General features: G+C 69.3%; 13 protein-coding genes. 6 read left to right on the top strand and 7 right to left on the bottom strand.

Features of this window, described 5'->3' with window-relative positions; translation table 11 throughout:
* The first annotated feature begins 329 nt into the window (after window positions 1-329).
* The 3 genes from AAFF41_RS26045 to AAFF41_RS26035 are packed head-to-tail and all read left to right on the top strand — an operon-like array spanning window position 330 to window position 3,708.
* Window positions 330-1,919 carry a circularly permuted type 2 ATP-grasp protein gene (locus AAFF41_RS26045; RefSeq protein WP_319750225.1) on the top strand — a complete coding sequence of 530 codons (1,590 nt, stop codon included), beginning with the start codon at window positions 330-332 and terminating at the stop codon, window positions 1,917-1,919.
* Window positions 1,916-2,848: an alpha-E domain-containing protein gene (locus AAFF41_RS26040; protein ID WP_054231334.1), complete on the top strand. Its 933-nt coding sequence runs from the start codon at window positions 1,916-1,918 to the stop codon at window positions 2,846-2,848. Before AAFF41_RS26045 ends, AAFF41_RS26040 begins: the two co-directional genes overlap by 4 nt.
* A gap of 5 nt (window positions 2,849-2,853) precedes the next feature.
* Complete coding sequence (locus AAFF41_RS26035) at window positions 2,854-3,708, top strand: transglutaminase family protein (RefSeq protein ID WP_343324704.1); 855 nt, start codon at window positions 2,854-2,856, stop codon at window positions 3,706-3,708.
* An 85-nt stretch (window positions 3,709-3,793) separates the two neighbouring features.
* Here the strand turns inward: AAFF41_RS26035 and AAFF41_RS26030 are convergent, their stop codons facing one another.
* Window positions 3,794-4,333 carry a hypothetical protein gene (locus tag AAFF41_RS26030; protein ID WP_225900398.1) on the bottom strand — a complete coding sequence of 180 codons (540 nt, stop codon included), beginning with the start codon at window positions 4,331-4,333 and terminating at the stop codon, window positions 3,794-3,796.
* Between the two features lie 98 nt (window positions 4,334-4,431).
* Between AAFF41_RS26030 and AAFF41_RS26025 the strand changes: the two genes are divergently transcribed.
* Window positions 4,432-5,031, top strand: coding sequence for a hypothetical protein (locus AAFF41_RS26025; RefSeq protein ID WP_343324703.1), 600 nt, complete (start codon window positions 4,432-4,434; stop codon window positions 5,029-5,031).
* A gap of 299 nt (window positions 5,032-5,330) precedes the next feature.
* On the opposite strand, the gene AAFF41_RS26020 is transcribed toward AAFF41_RS26025, so the two are convergent.
* Entirely contained in the window at window positions 5,331-6,458 is a 1,128-nt protein-coding gene (locus AAFF41_RS26020; RefSeq protein WP_319750222.1) for a sugar ABC transporter substrate-binding protein, read from the bottom strand.
* A 275-nt stretch (window positions 6,459-6,733) separates the two neighbouring features.
* On the opposite strand from AAFF41_RS26020, the gene AAFF41_RS26015 reads away from it, so the two are divergent.
* Complete coding sequence (locus tag AAFF41_RS26015) at window positions 6,734-7,012, top strand: PA14 domain-containing protein (protein WP_343324702.1); 279 nt, start codon at window positions 6,734-6,736, stop codon at window positions 7,010-7,012.
* A gap of 129 nt (window positions 7,013-7,141) precedes the next feature.
* Here AAFF41_RS26015 and AAFF41_RS26010 read toward each other — a convergent pair whose 3' ends face one another.
* From AAFF41_RS26010 to AAFF41_RS25990, 5 genes are all read right to left on the bottom strand, one after another.
* Window positions 7,142-7,588 (bottom strand): heat shock protein transcriptional repressor HspR, encoded by a 447-nt coding sequence (locus tag AAFF41_RS26010; protein ID WP_054231331.1) that lies wholly within the window; start codon window positions 7,586-7,588, stop codon window positions 7,142-7,144.
* Window positions 7,589-7,592: 4 nt separating this feature from the next.
* Window positions 7,593-8,777, bottom strand: a complete 1,185-nt coding sequence (gene dnaJ / locus AAFF41_RS26005; protein WP_319750221.1) for a molecular chaperone DnaJ — start codon at window positions 8,775-8,777, stop codon at window positions 7,593-7,595.
* 33 nt (window positions 8,778-8,810) lie between these two features.
* Window positions 8,811-9,479 carry a nucleotide exchange factor GrpE gene (gene grpE / locus AAFF41_RS26000; protein WP_319750220.1) on the bottom strand — a complete coding sequence of 223 codons (669 nt, stop codon included), beginning with the start codon at window positions 9,477-9,479 and terminating at the stop codon, window positions 8,811-8,813.
* On the bottom strand, window positions 9,476-11,326 hold the full coding sequence (dnaK, locus tag AAFF41_RS25995; protein WP_054231328.1) for a molecular chaperone DnaK: 1,851 nt from the start codon (window positions 11,324-11,326) through the stop codon (window positions 9,476-9,478). Before dnaK ends, grpE begins: the two co-directional genes overlap by 4 nt.
* Before the next feature lie 95 nt (window positions 11,327-11,421).
* The gene (locus tag AAFF41_RS25990; protein ID WP_343324701.1) at window positions 11,422-12,489 is read right to left on the bottom strand and encodes an MraY family glycosyltransferase; all 1,068 of its coding nucleotides are present in this window, start codon (window positions 12,487-12,489) and stop codon (window positions 11,422-11,424) included.
* Window positions 12,490-12,771: 282 nt separating this feature from the next.
* On the opposite strand from AAFF41_RS25990, the gene AAFF41_RS25985 reads away from it, so the two are divergent.
* On the top strand, window positions 12,772-15,039 hold the full coding sequence (locus AAFF41_RS25985) for a (Fe-S)-binding protein (RefSeq protein ID WP_319750218.1): 2,268 nt from the start codon (window positions 12,772-12,774) through the stop codon (window positions 15,037-15,039).
* Window positions 15,040-15,057 lie beyond the last annotated feature (18 nt).

Below are 15,057 nucleotides of genomic sequence, written 5' to 3'. Positions count from 1 at the left end.
GGTGACGCTCCGCGCCGTCCGCAGCGCAACTATGCGCGGACCCGACCGCCATCGCAACACGGCTGCGCCCTTCGCACGCCCCCTCTCGCCCATGTACGTACGGAAATATCCCCACCTCCGCACGGCGCTCTGCAACAAGATGACGGTGGTCGGGGTGCGCGACCCGGTGCCAGGGTGGACCCGGTTCACCGGGACGACACGGCGTCCTGGCCCGCCCTGGCCGGACACTCCTCGTCCGGCCAGGGCTCCGCCGCCCCTGTCCGGATCGCGTGAGCTGCCGGAAATCGTCGAGTGATCGGTACGTTACGTACCGCACCTACCGTCGGGCCATGGCGGACATATTTGACGCGTACGCGTTGGCCGATGCGTGGGACGAGATGTTTGAGCGGCCGGGTGAAGTCAGGACCGCCTATGAGCCGGTACTGGCCGCCCTGCAGCCGATCGAACCGGGTGAACTGCGCTTCCGGGCCGACCAGATGGCCCGCGCGTTCACCGACCGTGGCGTGACCTACGCCTTCGCGGGCGAGGAGCGCCCCTGGCCGCTGGACCTGGTCCCCAGGATCCTCGACGCCCTCGAATGGGACCTCGTCCAACGGGGTGTCTCCCAACGGGTGAGGGCCCTGGAGGCCTACCTCTCCGACGCCTACGGGCCCGGCCGCGCCTTCGAGGACGGGGTCGTGCCCTGGCGTCTCCTGCTCAACTCCCCCCATTTCCACCGGGCGGCGCACGGGATCGAGCCACCCGGCGGCGTACGGATCCACGTCGCCGGCATCGATCTCGTACGGGACGAGGCCGGGGACTTCCGGGTCCTGGAGGACAACGTCCGCGTGCCGTCCGGGGTCTCGTACGTCATCGAGAACCGGCGCGCGATGACCAGGATCTTTCCGTCCCTCTTCGCCGAACAGCACGTCGTCCCCGTGGACGGCTACGCGCAGAGACTTCTGGCGGCCCTGCGCGCCGCCGCGCCCGACGGGGTCGGCGACCCGAGGGTCGTCGTCCTCACGCCCGGCCCCAGCAACGCCGCCTACTTCGAACACGCCCTGCTGGCACGGCTGATGGGGGTGCAGCTGGTCGAGGGACACGATCTCGCCTGCCGGAACAACCGTGTCTGGATGCGGACCACGCGGGGCGAGATGCCGGTGCATGTCGTATACCGACGGCTCGACGACGACTTCCTCGATCCGCTGCACTTCCGGCCCGATTCGGTGATCGGCTGCCCGGGCATCCTCAGCGCCGCCCAGGCGGGCACCGTCACGCTCGCCAACGCCGTGGGCAACGGCATCGCCGACGACAAACTCCTCTACACGTACGTACCCGATCTGATCCGGTACTACCTCGGCGAGGAGCCCGTTCTCCCGAACGTCGAGTCCTACCGTCCGGACGAACCAGGCCAGTTGGAAGCCGTCCTCGATCAGATCGACCAGCTGGTGATCAAGCCGGTGGACGGGGCGGGCGGCCAGGGCATCGTCATCGGACCCAAGGCCGACCGGGACACCCTGGAGCGCACCCGGGCGGCCGTCGCCGCCGACCCGCGTGGCTGGATCGCGCAGCGGCCCGTGGCGCTCTCCACCTCGCCCACCCTCGCGGGCGACCGGATGGCGCCCCGCCACATCGACCTGCGCCCGTTCGCCGTCAACGACGGCACGGACGTCTGGGTACTGCCCGGCGGCCTCACCAGGGTCGCCCTCCAGGAGGGCAACCTCATCGTCAACTCCAGTCAGGGCGGCGGCTCCAAGGACACCTGGGTGCTGGCGGAGGGCCCCGCCGAGCTCCCCCGAGTTCTCGACTTCGCTCGAACAGAGGAGACCTCGATCGCCGAGGACGCCGACGGCGGCGGCACGGCGTGGGACGTGGTCCCGCGCCAGCTCGGACCCGACGGCGCCCGTGGCGTCGTACAGGAAGGGGCACAGCAGCAGTGAACGACGTGATCCTCTCCCGCATAGCCGAGGCCCTGACCTGGACGGGCCGTTACGTCGAGCGGGCGGACGCCACGGGCCGCATCCTCGACGCCTACCTCCACCGCCTCCTGGAGGACCCCTGGCGCGACGAGGACGTGGCCTGCCGCTCCCTGTACGCCATCCTCGGTGTCGACGCGGGCTCCGAACGCGTCGACATGCAGCAGGTCCTGGACCAACTCGCCTTCGACGCCCGCTCCACCTGCTCCATCGAGGGCGCGCTCGGAGCCGCCCGCCTCAACGCCCGCAGCGCCCGCGAGGCCGTCTCCTCGGAGATGTGGGAGTGCCTCAACTCCACCTGGCACGCGCTGGCCGACCAGCGCCTCGCGGCCCGCCGTACGGGCCCGTACGCGTACCTGGAGCTGGTACGCCGACGGGCCGCCCTCTTCTTCGGCCTCGCGGACTCCACGATGAGCCGCGACGACAGCTGGCGTTTCGTGGTGCTGGGCCGGAGCCTGGAGCGGGTGGACATGACCGTACGGCTCCTCTCCGTCCGCGTGCTGGACGCCGCCCACGCCCCCGACTGGCCGACACTGCTGAGCGCGAGCGGCGCGGACGAGGCGTATGCCCGGGTGTACGGCGGTTTCGGCGACACCCCGAGAGTGGCCGAATTCCTCCTCCTCGACCGGGACTTCCCCCGGTCCGCCCTGCACGCGCTCACCACCGCCGAGGAGTGCCTCGCCGCCCTCGGCCGCCCCCGTCAGGACCCGGCCCGCCGCCCGATAGGCCGTATGAGAACCCGTCTGGAATACCTGGACCTGGCGGCCCTGGAGGAACAGCTCCCCTTGCTCCTCCGCGACCTGCAACAAGCGTGCACGGCCTCGGCGGAGGCGGTGGCGGAGAGGTTCTTCCCGTACCAGGGGCCCGTCGAGTGGGCCCAGGAAGGAGCGTGAGCGCGATGAGCACTCCCGTGACACGCCGGCTGCGGATCCGGCACACCACCCGCGTCTCGTACGCGCAGGCCGCGGTCTCCTCCCACAACGAGGTCCGCATGATCCCCCTGACACTCCCCGGCCAGACGACCCTGGACGCCAGGGTCACGGTCAACCCGACCACGCCCACCTGGTCGTACTGGGACTACTGGGGCACCCAGGTCACGGGCTTCGACCTGATGGAACCGCACGAGGACCTGACCATCACGGCGTCGAGCCTGGTGGAGACGGCCCCACCGGGCCCGCAGGCCCCCGCGCCCACCTGGGCGGAGGTCGCCAGAACGACGGCGAACTCCCGCCTCCTGGAGTACACGTCCCCGACCGGCCGTACGACGGTGACGCGGGAGTTGGTGGAGCGGGCGAGGTCGGCGTCGACGGGCCTGGACCCCCACGAGACGGCGGTCGCGGTCTCGTCCATGGTCACCGACCAGGTCTCGTACCTCCCCGGCGCCACCGGCGTGAACACCGGCGCCATGGAGGCCTGGGAGCAGGGCGCGGGCGTCTGCCAGGACATCACCCACCTGACGGCGGCCCTCCTGCGCGGCCTGGGCGTGCCCACCCGCTACGTCTCGGGCTACCTCCACCCCGAACGCGATGCCGAGCTCCACCGCCCCGTCGCCGGCCAGAGCCACGCCTGGATCGAGTACTGGGCCGGCGACTGGACCGGCTACGACCCCACCAACAGCACCCGGGCCGACGAGTCCCACGTCGTGGTCGGCCGCGGCCGCGACTACGACGACGTCACCCCGCACAAGGGGATCTACCGGGGCGTGGCCGGGGGCCCACCGGAGGTGACGGTGGAGTTCACGCGGGTGGCGTGAGGCTCAGCTCCGCTTGGGCCCGGTGATCGTCTCCCCCGGGTCGCGCGATGCGGTGAGGACGGAACGATCCGCTTCGTCCCACACCTCAGGCCGAGGCCCAGCTCGTGAGCAGGGCCTCGCGCGCGGCCCGCCAGGGTGTCACGCCGTCGCCCTCGACACTCCCCCACTCCAGCAGCCGCGCCACGTCCGCCGTACCGTCCACGAACCGGTTCAGCAGCGCCACCGACAGCTCGTACTCGGACTGGACGTAGCCACCGACGGCCGCGGTGTACACCGTCAGCTCGGCCTTCTCCTCGTCCGTGCGTACGTGGAGTTCGAACGCGGGCGGTGCCTCACCGCCGCCCGTCGCCATGTCGAGGACCGTGTCCATCACGTTGTTCACCAGCCACCGGGTACTGGAGCGCACCTGCACGTCGTGAACGGTGACCTCCCGGACGTCAGCCCAGGACCAGAACCCCTCCTGGCCCGTGCCCACGGCCTGAAGCCCCTCGGGGGTGAGCCGCACCCCGCGCCCGTACCCCTCGGGCTCGGCGCCCACGTACACGCTCTCCTTGGTGATCCAGAACAGGCCGATCATGGCCACGGGCGCCTCCAGCACGACGAGCACATCCAGTACGACGAACACGGTCGCCCTCTGAGACACCGGCGGGCCCGGATTGGTTCAGCCGGGACGTGAGAGTCGGGCCTGCCGAACACGCGTACAGGTTCCTTATGTTGCTCCTCGTGACGGAACTGGTGTTGCACGCCCGCCGTACCACGGCCCTCTTCGAGCAGGACGCCGTGCTGTTGGACCGGGGGACGGAACGGAAGGACCGCTGGACGACGTCCCGCGATCGGAAGGTGCAATGGGCGTTCGGCGCGCAGTTCGCGCTGGGGACGGCCCTCGCCGCGGCCACCGGGGAGTGGACGCTCGTCCTCCTCTGGGTCACCTCCTACACACCGTTCCTCGTCGGGTGCGCGCTCACGCACATCGTGTACCGGGTCACGGTGGACTGGTGGTCGCTGCGCCGCCGCGGCATCGCCGTCCTCGCCGTCTACCAGGACAGCGACCGCGTCGGCGAAGTGCTCGTCAAGAGGTACTCGTTCACCGATGTGGCAGGCGAGGAGCGGACGCTCAGCGGAAGCGGCCGACGCGTGGCGACCGATCCGGAGCGGACCGAGGTGACCTACGACCCTTGTGCCCCGAAGCGGATGACCACGCGCGACGGGCCCGTCGTACGCACGCTCTCCGTCCTGGCGTACGTGCTCCTGGGCCTGCCCGTCACAGCGGCGACCGCCGCGTACCCACCCGTTTCCCTCATCATCCTGCTGTCCGCGCTCTAGCCCTGCCCGGCGGCGCGTCGCCGTTGTCCTCGTCCCCGCCCTCCCGTAACCGCCTCAAGCGCGGCCGGTGCGGCATCAGGTCGCGCAGAGGAGCGACGCCGGCCGCAGAACCCTGCGTACGACAGCTCAGCCGGGTGATGTCGATGCCCGCGGTGGACCGGCTGCTGCCGGGGTGGCCCCGGGCCCTCCCGCGGAGAAACCGACGAACGCGCGGGAGCCCTTCGCTCAGGGCTCCCGCGCGTTCGTCAGTGCAGTGGTCGGTGCAGGTGTCGGTGCAGGTCGTCAGTGCGGGAGCACGACTACTTGAGGCCGATCGCCGTGCAGTCCGCCTTGTTCGAGGCCGTGCAGATCTGCTGGACGGTGTAGATGCCGTCCTGGATCACCGTCTCCTTGATGTTCGCCTTGGTCAGGGCGACCACGGGCATCAGCTGGGAGGGGATCTTCTTGTTCGTGGGGCTGTCGACCTTGTCGCGGGTGAGCGCGTCGAACTCGATGCCACGCCCCTGGACCTTCGCCACAGCCATCTCGGCGGCCGCGGAGGCCTCGTCGGGGTAGGACTTGTAGACGCTCATGTACTGCTCGCCCCGGACGATCCGCTGCACCGCGTCCAGCTCGGCGTCCTGACCGGTGACCGGCGGCACCTTGCTGACGCCCATGGTCTTCATGGCGTCGATGACGGCGCCCGCGAGGCCGTCGTTGGCGGAGTAGACACCGGCGATGTTGCTGAGGCCGATGGCCGAGATGGCCTTCTCCATGTTGGCCTTGCCGACGGCCGGGTCCCAGTCCTTGGTGTCGTACGTCTTGGAGATGACGACCTTGCCGTTGAGCTCACCCAGGGCGCCCGACTTGAACTGCGCCGCGTTCGGGTCGGTGGGCGAGCCGTTCATCATGACGATCTTCTTCGAGGAGGCGTTGGTGCCCAGCGCCTCCAGGAGCGCCTTGCCCTGCACCTGGCCGACGAGCTCGTTGTCGAAGGAGATGTACGCGTCGATCGGGCCCTGCGCCAGACGGTCGTAGGCGATGACGGGGATGCCCGCGTCCTTGGCCTTCTGCACGTCGCTCGCGATGGCCTTGGAGTCCACCGCGTCGACGAGGATCACGTCGACCTTGTCGGCCACCATCTGCCGGAACTGCTGGCTCTGCTTGGTGGCGTTCTGAGCCGCGTTGGCGTAGTCGACCTTGCCCTTGTTGTTGGTGAGCTTGGCGACCTGCTGTTCGATGATCGGGTAGTCGAACTTCTCGTAACGGGTGTTGGCCTTCTCCGGGAGGAGCAGACCAACCGTGATGTCGTCACCCTTGGTCGGGCTCGCCTTGGTGTTGCTGCCGCCGATCCCGTCCACGACACCGCAGGCGGCAAGGGAGACGGTCATCGCGGAGCAGGCCAGGGCTATGGCGGTACGACGAAGCCGGGTGTTACGAGTGTTCACATCAGGTGCCTTCCGGGCGAGGTAGCTGCTTTGCGACCCAGGTGGCTGAAAGCCAACGCGGCGATCACCTCAGCGTCAAGGAGTAACCACTTAACGAGATGGCAACAGCATTCTGTGTTCCCCAAGTGAACACGATGGGAAGGGGGTGCGCCGCCACTTCCACAGAACCCCTCTGATTGACTTGTGTCACTCGCTCCCCGGCGGCATGCGACCCTCCCCGACGTCCGGGAGTCTCGAAGGTGGCCGCGCACATCGCGGCATGAAACAGGGGAAGCATGAGACCAGTTGGGCGGAGCGGACCGGCGCTCGCCGCGACGCCGACGACCGCCACCAGCGGGGGTCTGCTCGCCGCCTCGGGGGCGCCGGCCTCCGCCGCGAGCAGCCGCGCATCACCGGTGTACAAGCGGCAGTTCCACGCGAACACCACCTTCTCCGACACACCGCAGAAAACGGACTGCGACGCCGCGGTCAGCGCGTACTGGGGCACGAAGACCGCCGCCTCCGGCCTCCCCAAGGACAACTTCGGCGTCCGCTGGACCGTGACGAGGGACTAAGGCTCCGGCGAGCGCGAGGACCTCACCCCGCCGGCGACTGGACGGTCACAGAAGCGGCGCGGTGAACCGAAGAACGCCGAAGGGGGTGGGGAGGTCGACGACCTCCCCACCCCCTTCGGTACGTGGGAGCTAGTCCGACTGCCTCTTCGGCCGCCAGACCACCAGCGCGCTCGTCTGCTGGACCTCCTGGTACGGGACCAGGTCGCGGCGGTACGAGGCGTGCACCGCGGCCTCGCGCTGCTGCATCGCGGCAGCGGCGCCGTCCAGGGCCGATTCCAGTTCCGCGACGCGGGACTGGAGGGCGGCCACCTGGTTCTCCAGCTCGATGATGCGCTTGATGCCGGCCAGGTTGATGCCCTCGTCCTGGGACAGCGCCTGCACCGTGCGGAGCAGTTCGATGTCGCGGGCCGAGTAGCGCCGGCCCCGGCCGGCGGTGCGGTCCGGGGAGACCAGGCCGAGGCGGTCGTACTGACGCAGGGTCTGCGGGTGCAGGCCGGAGAGTTGGGCCGCCACCGAGATGACGTAGACCGGGGTCTCCTCGGTCAGTTCATAGGGGTTTCGACGACGGCCGTCCATCTGCTCATGCTCCCTTCGCGGCCTGGAACAGCTCCGCCCGTGGGTCCTCGCCCGCGGTTGCCTCGCGATACGCCTCCAGGGCGTCGCGAGCCTTGCCCGACACGTCCGTGGGGACCGCGACCTCGACGGTGACGAGGAGGTCGCCGCGCGTACCGTCCTTGCGGACGGCACCCTTGCCGCGGGCCCGCATCGTACGGCCGTTGGGCGTGCCTGGGGGCAGTTTCAGGGTGACCGAGGGGCCGCCCAGGGTCGGTACACGCACCTCGCCGCCGAGTGCCGCCTCCGCGAAGGTGACGGGCACGGTGACGGTGAGGTTGTCGCCCTTGCGGCCGAAGACCGGGTGGGCGTCCACGTGGACCGTGACGTACAGGTCGCCTGCCGGGCCGCCCCGTTCGCCGGGTGCGCCCTTGCCGCGGAGGCGGATGCGCTGGCTGTCGCTCACTCCCGCCGGGATGCGGACCTGCATCGTGCGCGAGGACTTGGCACGGCCGCTGCCGTGGCAGATCTCGCAGGGGTTCTCCGCGATGAGACCGCGGCCCTTGCAGTCCGGGCAGGGATCCGTGAGCGAGAAGCCGCCGCCGGAGCCGCGCGCGACCTGGCCGGTGCCGACGCACGTCGGGCACACGCGCGGTGTGCCGTTCGCGTCGCCGGTGCCCGAACAGGCCTTGCAGGGCGCCTGGGACGTCATCCGCAGCGGGACCGTCGCGCCGTCCACCGCCTCGGTGAAGCTGAGCGTCACCTCGGTGTCGATGTCCTGGCCGCGCCGGGGCTGGGTCCGCGTACCCGTGCCCGCGCCGCCGCGGTTGAACAGGCCCCCGAAGACGTCACCGATGCCGCCGCCGAAGCCGCCGGCACCGCCCGCTCCGCCCTGGGCGCCGCCTCCGAAGAGGTCGCCCAGGTCGAAGTTGAAGTTGCCGCCGCCCGCGCCGGGACCCGGACGGAAGCCGCCGTTGCCGAAGAGGGCGCGTGCCTCGTCGTACTCCTTGCGCTTCTTGGGGTCTCCGAGCACGTCGTTCGCCTCGGAGATCTCCTTGAAGCGCTCCTCGGCCTTGGCGTTGCCCTTGTTGGCGTCCGGGTGGAACTCGCGGGCGAGCTTCCGGTACGCCTTCTTGATCTCAGCCTCGGTGGCGTCCTTGGGGACGCCGAGGACCTTGTAGAAGTCCTTCTCGATGAAGTCCTTGGTGCTCATCCTCGACGCCCCTCCTCTCTCATGCGTTCAACGTCAGCCCTCGTCCGGGCCACCGCTCTCCTTGTCGTCGGCCGCGTCGGCGGAATCCTGGGAGTCCGCCTTGCCGGTCTGCGCCCCGGGCTGGGGTTCGGCGACCGCCACCCGCGCGGGGCGGATGGTGCGCTCGCCGATGCGATACCCCGGCTGCAGAATCGCCACGCACGTCGTCTCCGTGACGTCCGGCGCGTACGAGTGCATCAGGGCCTCGTGGATCATCGGGTCGAAGGGCTCGCCCTCCTTGCCGAACTGCTGGAGGCCCATCTTCGCCGCGACGGTCTCCAGCGACTCGGCCACCGACTTGAAGCCGCCGACCAGTTCGCCGTGGTCCCGCGCGCGGGCGATGTTGTCGAGCACGGGCAGAAGCTCGGTCAGGAGGTTCGCGATGGCGATCTCCTTGACCGCGATCCGGTCGCGCTCGACCCGGCGGCGGTAGTTCTGGTACTCGGCCTGGAGCCGCTGGAGGTCCATCGTGCGCTCGCCGAGCGCCGTACGGACCTGGTCCAGCTGTGCGGTCAGACCGGCCATCTGTGCTGCTGATGCGTCCCCGGCCGGGGCCGCCGCCTCCTCCGTGGAGGGGGTGGCGGCCTGCGGCTCGGCGTCGTCAGGGGTGGCGCCGGAGGGGACGTCAGGCTTCTCGTCGAAGCCCGGGGTCTCCTCCGTCACGCGGCACCGTCCTTGCGCTCCTCGTCGACGATCTCGGCGTCGACGACGTCGTCATCGGCCTTGGCCTGCTCGGCACCGGGGGCACCATCGGCGCCACCGGCGGCCTGCGCGGCCTGGGCGTCGGCGTACATGGCCTGGCCGAGCTTCTGCGAGACCGCGGCGACCTTCTCCGTGGCGGTGCGGATCTCGGCGGTGTCCTCGCCCTTGAGCTTCTCCTTCAGCTCGGCGATGGACGCCTCGACCTCGGTCTTGACGTCACCCGGGACCTTGTCCTCGTTGTCCTTGAGGAACTTCTCGGTCTGGTAGACGAGCTGCTCGCCCTGGTTGCGGGTCTCGGCGGCCTCGCGGCGCTTGTGGTCCTCGTCCGCGTACTGCTCGGCCTCCTGGCGCATCCGGTCGACCTCGTCCTTCGGCAGCGAGGAGCCGCCGGTGACGGTCATCTTCTGCTCCTTGCCCGTGCCCAGGTCCTTCGCGGTCACGTGCATGATGCCGTTGGCGTCGATGTCGAAGGCGACCTCGATCTGCGGGACACCGCGCGGGGCCGGCGGCAGACCGGTCAGCTCGAACATCCCGAGCTTCTTGTTGTACGCCGCGATCTCGCGCTCGCCCTGGTACACCTGGATCTGGACGGACGGCTGGTTGTCCTCGGCGGTGGTGAAGATCTCGGACCGCTTGGTCGGGATCGTCGTGTTCCGCTCGATGAGCTTCGTCATGATGCCGCCCTTGGTCTCGATGCCGAGGGACAGCGGGGTGACGTCGAGGAGCAGGACGTCCTTGACCTCACCCTTGAGGACACCGGCCTGCAGGGCGGCGCCGATGGCGACGACCTCGTCCGGGTTGACACCCTTGTTGGCGTCCTGACCGCCGGTCAGCTCCTTGACGAGCTCGGCGACGGCGGGCATGCGGGTGGAGCCACCGACGAGAACGACGTGGTCGATCTCGGAGAGGTTGATGCCCGCGTCCTTGATGACGTTGTGGAACGGCGTCTTGCAGCGCTCCAGAAGGTCCGCGGTGAGCTGCTGGAACTGGGCGCGCGTGAGCTTCTCGTCCAGGTGCAGCGGGCCCTCGGCGGAGGCCGTGATGTAGGGCAGGTTGATCGAGGTCTCGGTGGACGAGGACAGCTCGATCTTCGCCTTCTCGGCGGCTTCGCGCAGACGCTGGAGCGCCATCTTGTCCTTGGCGAGGTCCACGCCGTGACCGGAGCGGAACTGCTGCACCAGGTAGTCGACGACACGCTGGTCCCAGTCGTCACCGCCGAGGTGGTTGTCGCCGTTGGTGGCCTTCACCTCGACGACGCCGTCACCGATCTCCAGGAGGGACACGTCGAAGGTGCCGCCACCGAGGTCGAAGACGAGGATCGTCTGGTCGTCCTTGTCCAGGCCGTACGCGAGGGCGGCGGCCGTGGGCTCGTTCACGATGCGCAGGACGTTCAGGCCCGCGATCTCGCCGGCCTCCTTCGTCGCCTGGCGCTCGGAGTCGTTGAAGTAGGCCGGGACGGTGATGACCGCGTCCGTGACCTTCTCGCCCAGGTAGGCCTCGGCGTCGCGCTTCAGCTTCTGCAGGATGAAGGCGCTCATCTGCTGCGGGTTGAAGTTCTTCCCGTCGAGCTCGATCTTCCAGTCCGTGCCCATGTGACGCTTCACGGAGCGGATGGTCCGGTCCACGTTCGTGACCGCCTGACGCTTGGCGACCTCGCCGACGAGCACCTCGCCGTTCTTGGCGAAGGCGACGACGGACGGCGTGGTCCTGGCGCCCTCTGCGTTGGTGATGACGGTGGGCTCGCCGCCTTCAAGAACGCTGACGACGGAGTTAGTCGTGCCCAGGTCGATGCCGACCGCACGTGCCATTTCAATTCCTCCAGCAATGACTTGAGTGGAACGGACTCAAGTGTGCACCACACTCATTGCTGGGTCAACAGACATGAGTCAGGGGGGCTCAAGTCTTATCTCTTACTTACACGCAGGTGTGCTTGTACACGTGCTCCTACCTGCGGCTTCACGGTCAACCGACTCCCGTACGCGGGGACATGCCGTCCCCCGTAAGTGGGGATCCGAAGCAGCGCGAGTACGGCGACACCGACGCCGCCCGCCACCCACAACGCCGCCGTCGCGCTCACCCATCCCATGTCGATCAGCATCCCGACGACTGCACCCGCGAAGCCGGTGACCCCCACGACGACCGCGGCGCCCTGGGGCGTGACACCGAGGCGTCGCAGCCGGTGGACCAGATGATCGGGGGCGCCGCGCAGCAGCGGACGCCCGGCCCGCCGCCGCGACACCAGCACCAGTACGGCGTCGGCGGTCGCCACGGCCGTCAGCGCGAACCCGGCGCCCACGCTCGACCCGGCCGCCCGCCCGGCGTGGACCAGTACCGCCGCCGAGGTCAGCACGAACCCGACGAACAGCGCGCCGCAGCGCCCGGGCACGATCCGGGCCGGGGGCCAGTTGTGCATCAGGAACCCGGTCAGCGCGGCGGCCAGTACGCTCAGCAGCGCCGCGAGCCCGTCCATGACCTCGGCGGCCGCGCAGCCGCTCAGCGCGAAGGCGGTCACCACCGCGACCGTCCCCATCACTCCGTCGGCGTGATCGAGCGAGGTGAAGGCATGGGTGGCGAGGGCGATCCAGCCGACGGCCACCACCCCGACCACCGGGCCGAGTTCGTCGTACGGCACGGTCAGCGCGGCGGCGCCGGTCACGACGGCCGCCTGGAGCGGAACCCGCACAAGGGCCGGCGGGGGCCACAGGTCCGCGACGAGTCCGAGGACGCCGACCCCGATCCCGGCGGCCAGCAGCCGCCCGGCCGCCGAACCCAGCGGCGCCACGTCCGTCCAATCGCCGACCCCGGCGACGAACGCCGTGACGGCCACCACCGCGACCCCGCCGAGCAGCGGCACCGCGCGTGTCCTCCGGCGTTCGACCACGCCGAGGCGCAGGGCGAGGAGCCGCAGCAGGGCGGCGAGGAGGGCGGCGAGGAGCAGGGCGGAGGTGGCGGCGGCGATTCCGTACAGCACGCCGCCAATTTAGTGTTAAATGTCGCAAATATGCCGCAGATAGCACGATCGGGTTTACGTGTCGGCCGGAGACCCCGGCAGCCGTCGGCCGGTGACGTGCGCAACTGCCGGTCGGTGACTTCGGCGACTCAGGTGGACCTCAGCGACGCAGATCACCGCACCGCTGGCTACAGTGCGGCGGAAGATATGGGTAGTCTCAGACGGACTGCATAAGTTACCGCTTAGTAATCGGCTGAAGGTCGGCCTTCAGCTCCCTCCCTCGCAGGCCCGAGGAGCCCCCGAATGCAACTCGCCGCGATCATTGTGTCGCTGGTACTCGCCGTGGTCGGCGTGGCGCTGTTCTCCCGCGCCATCGCGCAGATCTACCGGTTCGTACGGCTCGGCCAGGACGTCCCCGCGGGCACCCGCACCGACGACTGGACCGCGCGCACCGTCACGGTGGTCCGGGAGTTCCTCGGCCACACCCGGATGAACCGGTGGGGGGTGGTCGGCGTCGCGCACTGGTTCGTGGCGGTCGGCTTCTTCTCCCTCGTCGCCACGCTGGTGAACGCCTTCGGGCAGCTCTTCCAGGCCGACTGGACGCTGCCCATCATCGGGCACTGGCTGCCGTACGAGATCTTCGTCGAGTTCATCGGCCTGATGACGACCCTCGGCATCCTCACACTCATCGTGATCCGCCAGCTGTCCCGGCCCGACCGGCCGGGCCGCAAGTCCCGCTTCGCCGGGTCCAACGCCGGCCAGGCCTACTTCGTCGAGTCGGTCATCCTCATCATCGGCCTCGCGATCATGACCCTGCGCGGCCTGGAGGGTGCCCTCGCCGACGTGCACGGCTACGAGGCCGCGTACTTCGCCTCGTACCCGATCGTCGCCGCCTTCAAGGGGACGAGCGTCGGCACGCTCCAGAACCTGATCTACCTCACCGCGATGATCAAGATCGGGACGTCCTTCATCTGGATGATCACGGTCTCCCTCAAGACGGACATGGGCGTCGCCTGGCACCGCTTCCTCGCCTTCCCGAACATCTGGTTCAAGCGGAACGCGAAGGGCGCGACCGCCCTCGGCGCGCTGCTGCCGATGACGAGTGACGGCAAGGCCATCGACTTCACCGACCCGGGCGAGGACGACGTCTTCGGTGTCAGCCAGGTCGAGCAGTTCTCCTGGAAGGGCCTGCTGGACTTCTCCACGTGCACCGAGTGCGGCCGCTGCCAGTCGCAGTGCCCCGCCTGGAACACGGGCAAGCCGCTCTCCCCCAAGCTCCTCATCATGTCGCTGCGCGACCACGCGCACGCCAAGGCGCCCTACCTGCTCGCGGGCGGCGGCAAGAACATGGAGGGCGAGGAGAAGGCGTCGGCGGAGCAGCTGGCCGACGTGCCCGCCGCCGCGCTCGCCGAGGCCGAGCGCCCCCTGATCGGCACGTTCGAGGAGAACGGCGTCATCGACCCCGACGTGCTGTGGTCCTGCACCACGTGCGGCGCGTGCGTCGAGCAGTGCCCGGTCGACATCGAGCACATCGACCACATCGTCGACATGCGCCGCTACCAGGTGATGATCGAGAGCGCGTTCCCGTCCGAGGCGGGCACGATGCTCAAGAACCTGGAGAAGAAGGGCAACCCCTGGGGTCTGGCCAAGAAGCAGCGCCTCGAGTGGACGAAGGAAGTCGACTTCGAGATCCCGGTCGTCGGACGCGACATCGAGGACCTGTCCGAGGTCGAGTACCTGTACTGGGTCGGCTGCGCCGGCGCCCTGGAGGACCGCGCCAAGAAGACCACGAAGGCCTTCGCTGAGCTCCTGCACATGGCGGGTGTCAAGTTCGCCATCATGGGCGGCGACGAGAAGTGCACCGGTGACTCCGCGCGCCGTCTCGGCAACGAGCCCCTGTTCCAGGAACTCGGCATGGAGAACGTCGCCGCGCTGAACATGGCCTTCGGCGAGGATGACGAGGACGAGTCGACGAAGAAGCCGAAGTCGGCGAAGAAGATCGTCGCGACCTGCCCGCACTGCCTCAACACCATCGGCAACGAGTACCCGCAGCTCGGCGGCGACTACGAGGTCATCCACCACACCCAGCTGCTCCAGCACCTCATCGACGAGGGCAAGCTGCTGCCGGTCACCCCGGTGGACGGCCTCATCACCTACCACGACCCCTGCTACCTGGGCCGCCACAACAAGATCTACACGCCGCCGCGCGAGATCATGTCGGCCGTCCCGGGCCTGCGTCAGCAGGAGATGCACCGCCACAAGGAACGCGGCTTCTGCTGCGGTGCCGGTGGTGCGCGGATGTGGATGGAGGAGCGGATCGGCAAGCGCATCAACAACGAGCGCGTCGACGAGGCTCTTTCGCTGAACCCGGACATCGTGTCCACGGCCTGCCCGTTCTGCCTCGTGATGCTGACCGACTCGGTCAACGGCAAGAAGAACGACGGCCAGGCCAAGGAGTCCGTCCAGGTCGTGGACGTGGCCCAGCTCCTTCTCGACTCCGTCAAGACGCCGGTTGATCCGGCGGGGTCGGCGGAGGCGGAGAGTGAGCCGGAGCCTGAGCCGGTGAAGTAACCGACGTGATCGTCCGGA

The organism is Streptomyces mirabilis, from assembly GCF_039503195.1.
In the GTDB taxonomy this organism is placed as follows: domain Bacteria; phylum Actinomycetota; class Actinomycetes; order Streptomycetales; family Streptomycetaceae; genus Streptomyces; species Streptomyces mirabilis_D.
The sequence above is the reverse complement of the archived record's forward strand: the minus strand, read 5'-3'. Positions and strand labels throughout refer to the sequence as shown.

Excerpts from the sequence above, each read along its gene's own strand:
- AAFF41_RS26015 (WP_343324702.1), top strand. The coding sequence starts at position 6,734 with ATGAGACCAGTTGGGCGGAGCGGACCGGCGCTCGCCGCGACGCCGACG.
- dnaJ (WP_319750221.1), bottom strand. The coding sequence starts at position 8,777 with ATGAGCACCAAGGACTTCATCGAGAAGGACTTCTACAAGGTCCTCGGC.
- AAFF41_RS26035 (WP_343324704.1), top strand. The coding sequence starts at position 2,854 with ATGAGCACTCCCGTGACACGCCGGCTGCGGATCCGGCACACCACCCGC.
- dnaK (WP_054231328.1), bottom strand. The coding sequence starts at position 11,326 with ATGGCACGTGCGGTCGGCATCGACCTGGGCACGACTAACTCCGTCGTC.
- AAFF41_RS26045 (WP_319750225.1), top strand. The coding sequence starts at position 330 with ATGGCGGACATATTTGACGCGTACGCGTTGGCCGATGCGTGGGACGAG.
- AAFF41_RS25985 (WP_319750218.1), top strand. The coding sequence starts at position 12,772 with ATGCAACTCGCCGCGATCATTGTGTCGCTGGTACTCGCCGTGGTCGGC.
- AAFF41_RS26010 (WP_054231331.1), bottom strand. The coding sequence starts at position 7,588 with ATGGACGGCCGTCGTCGAAACCCCTATGAACTGACCGAGGAGACCCCG.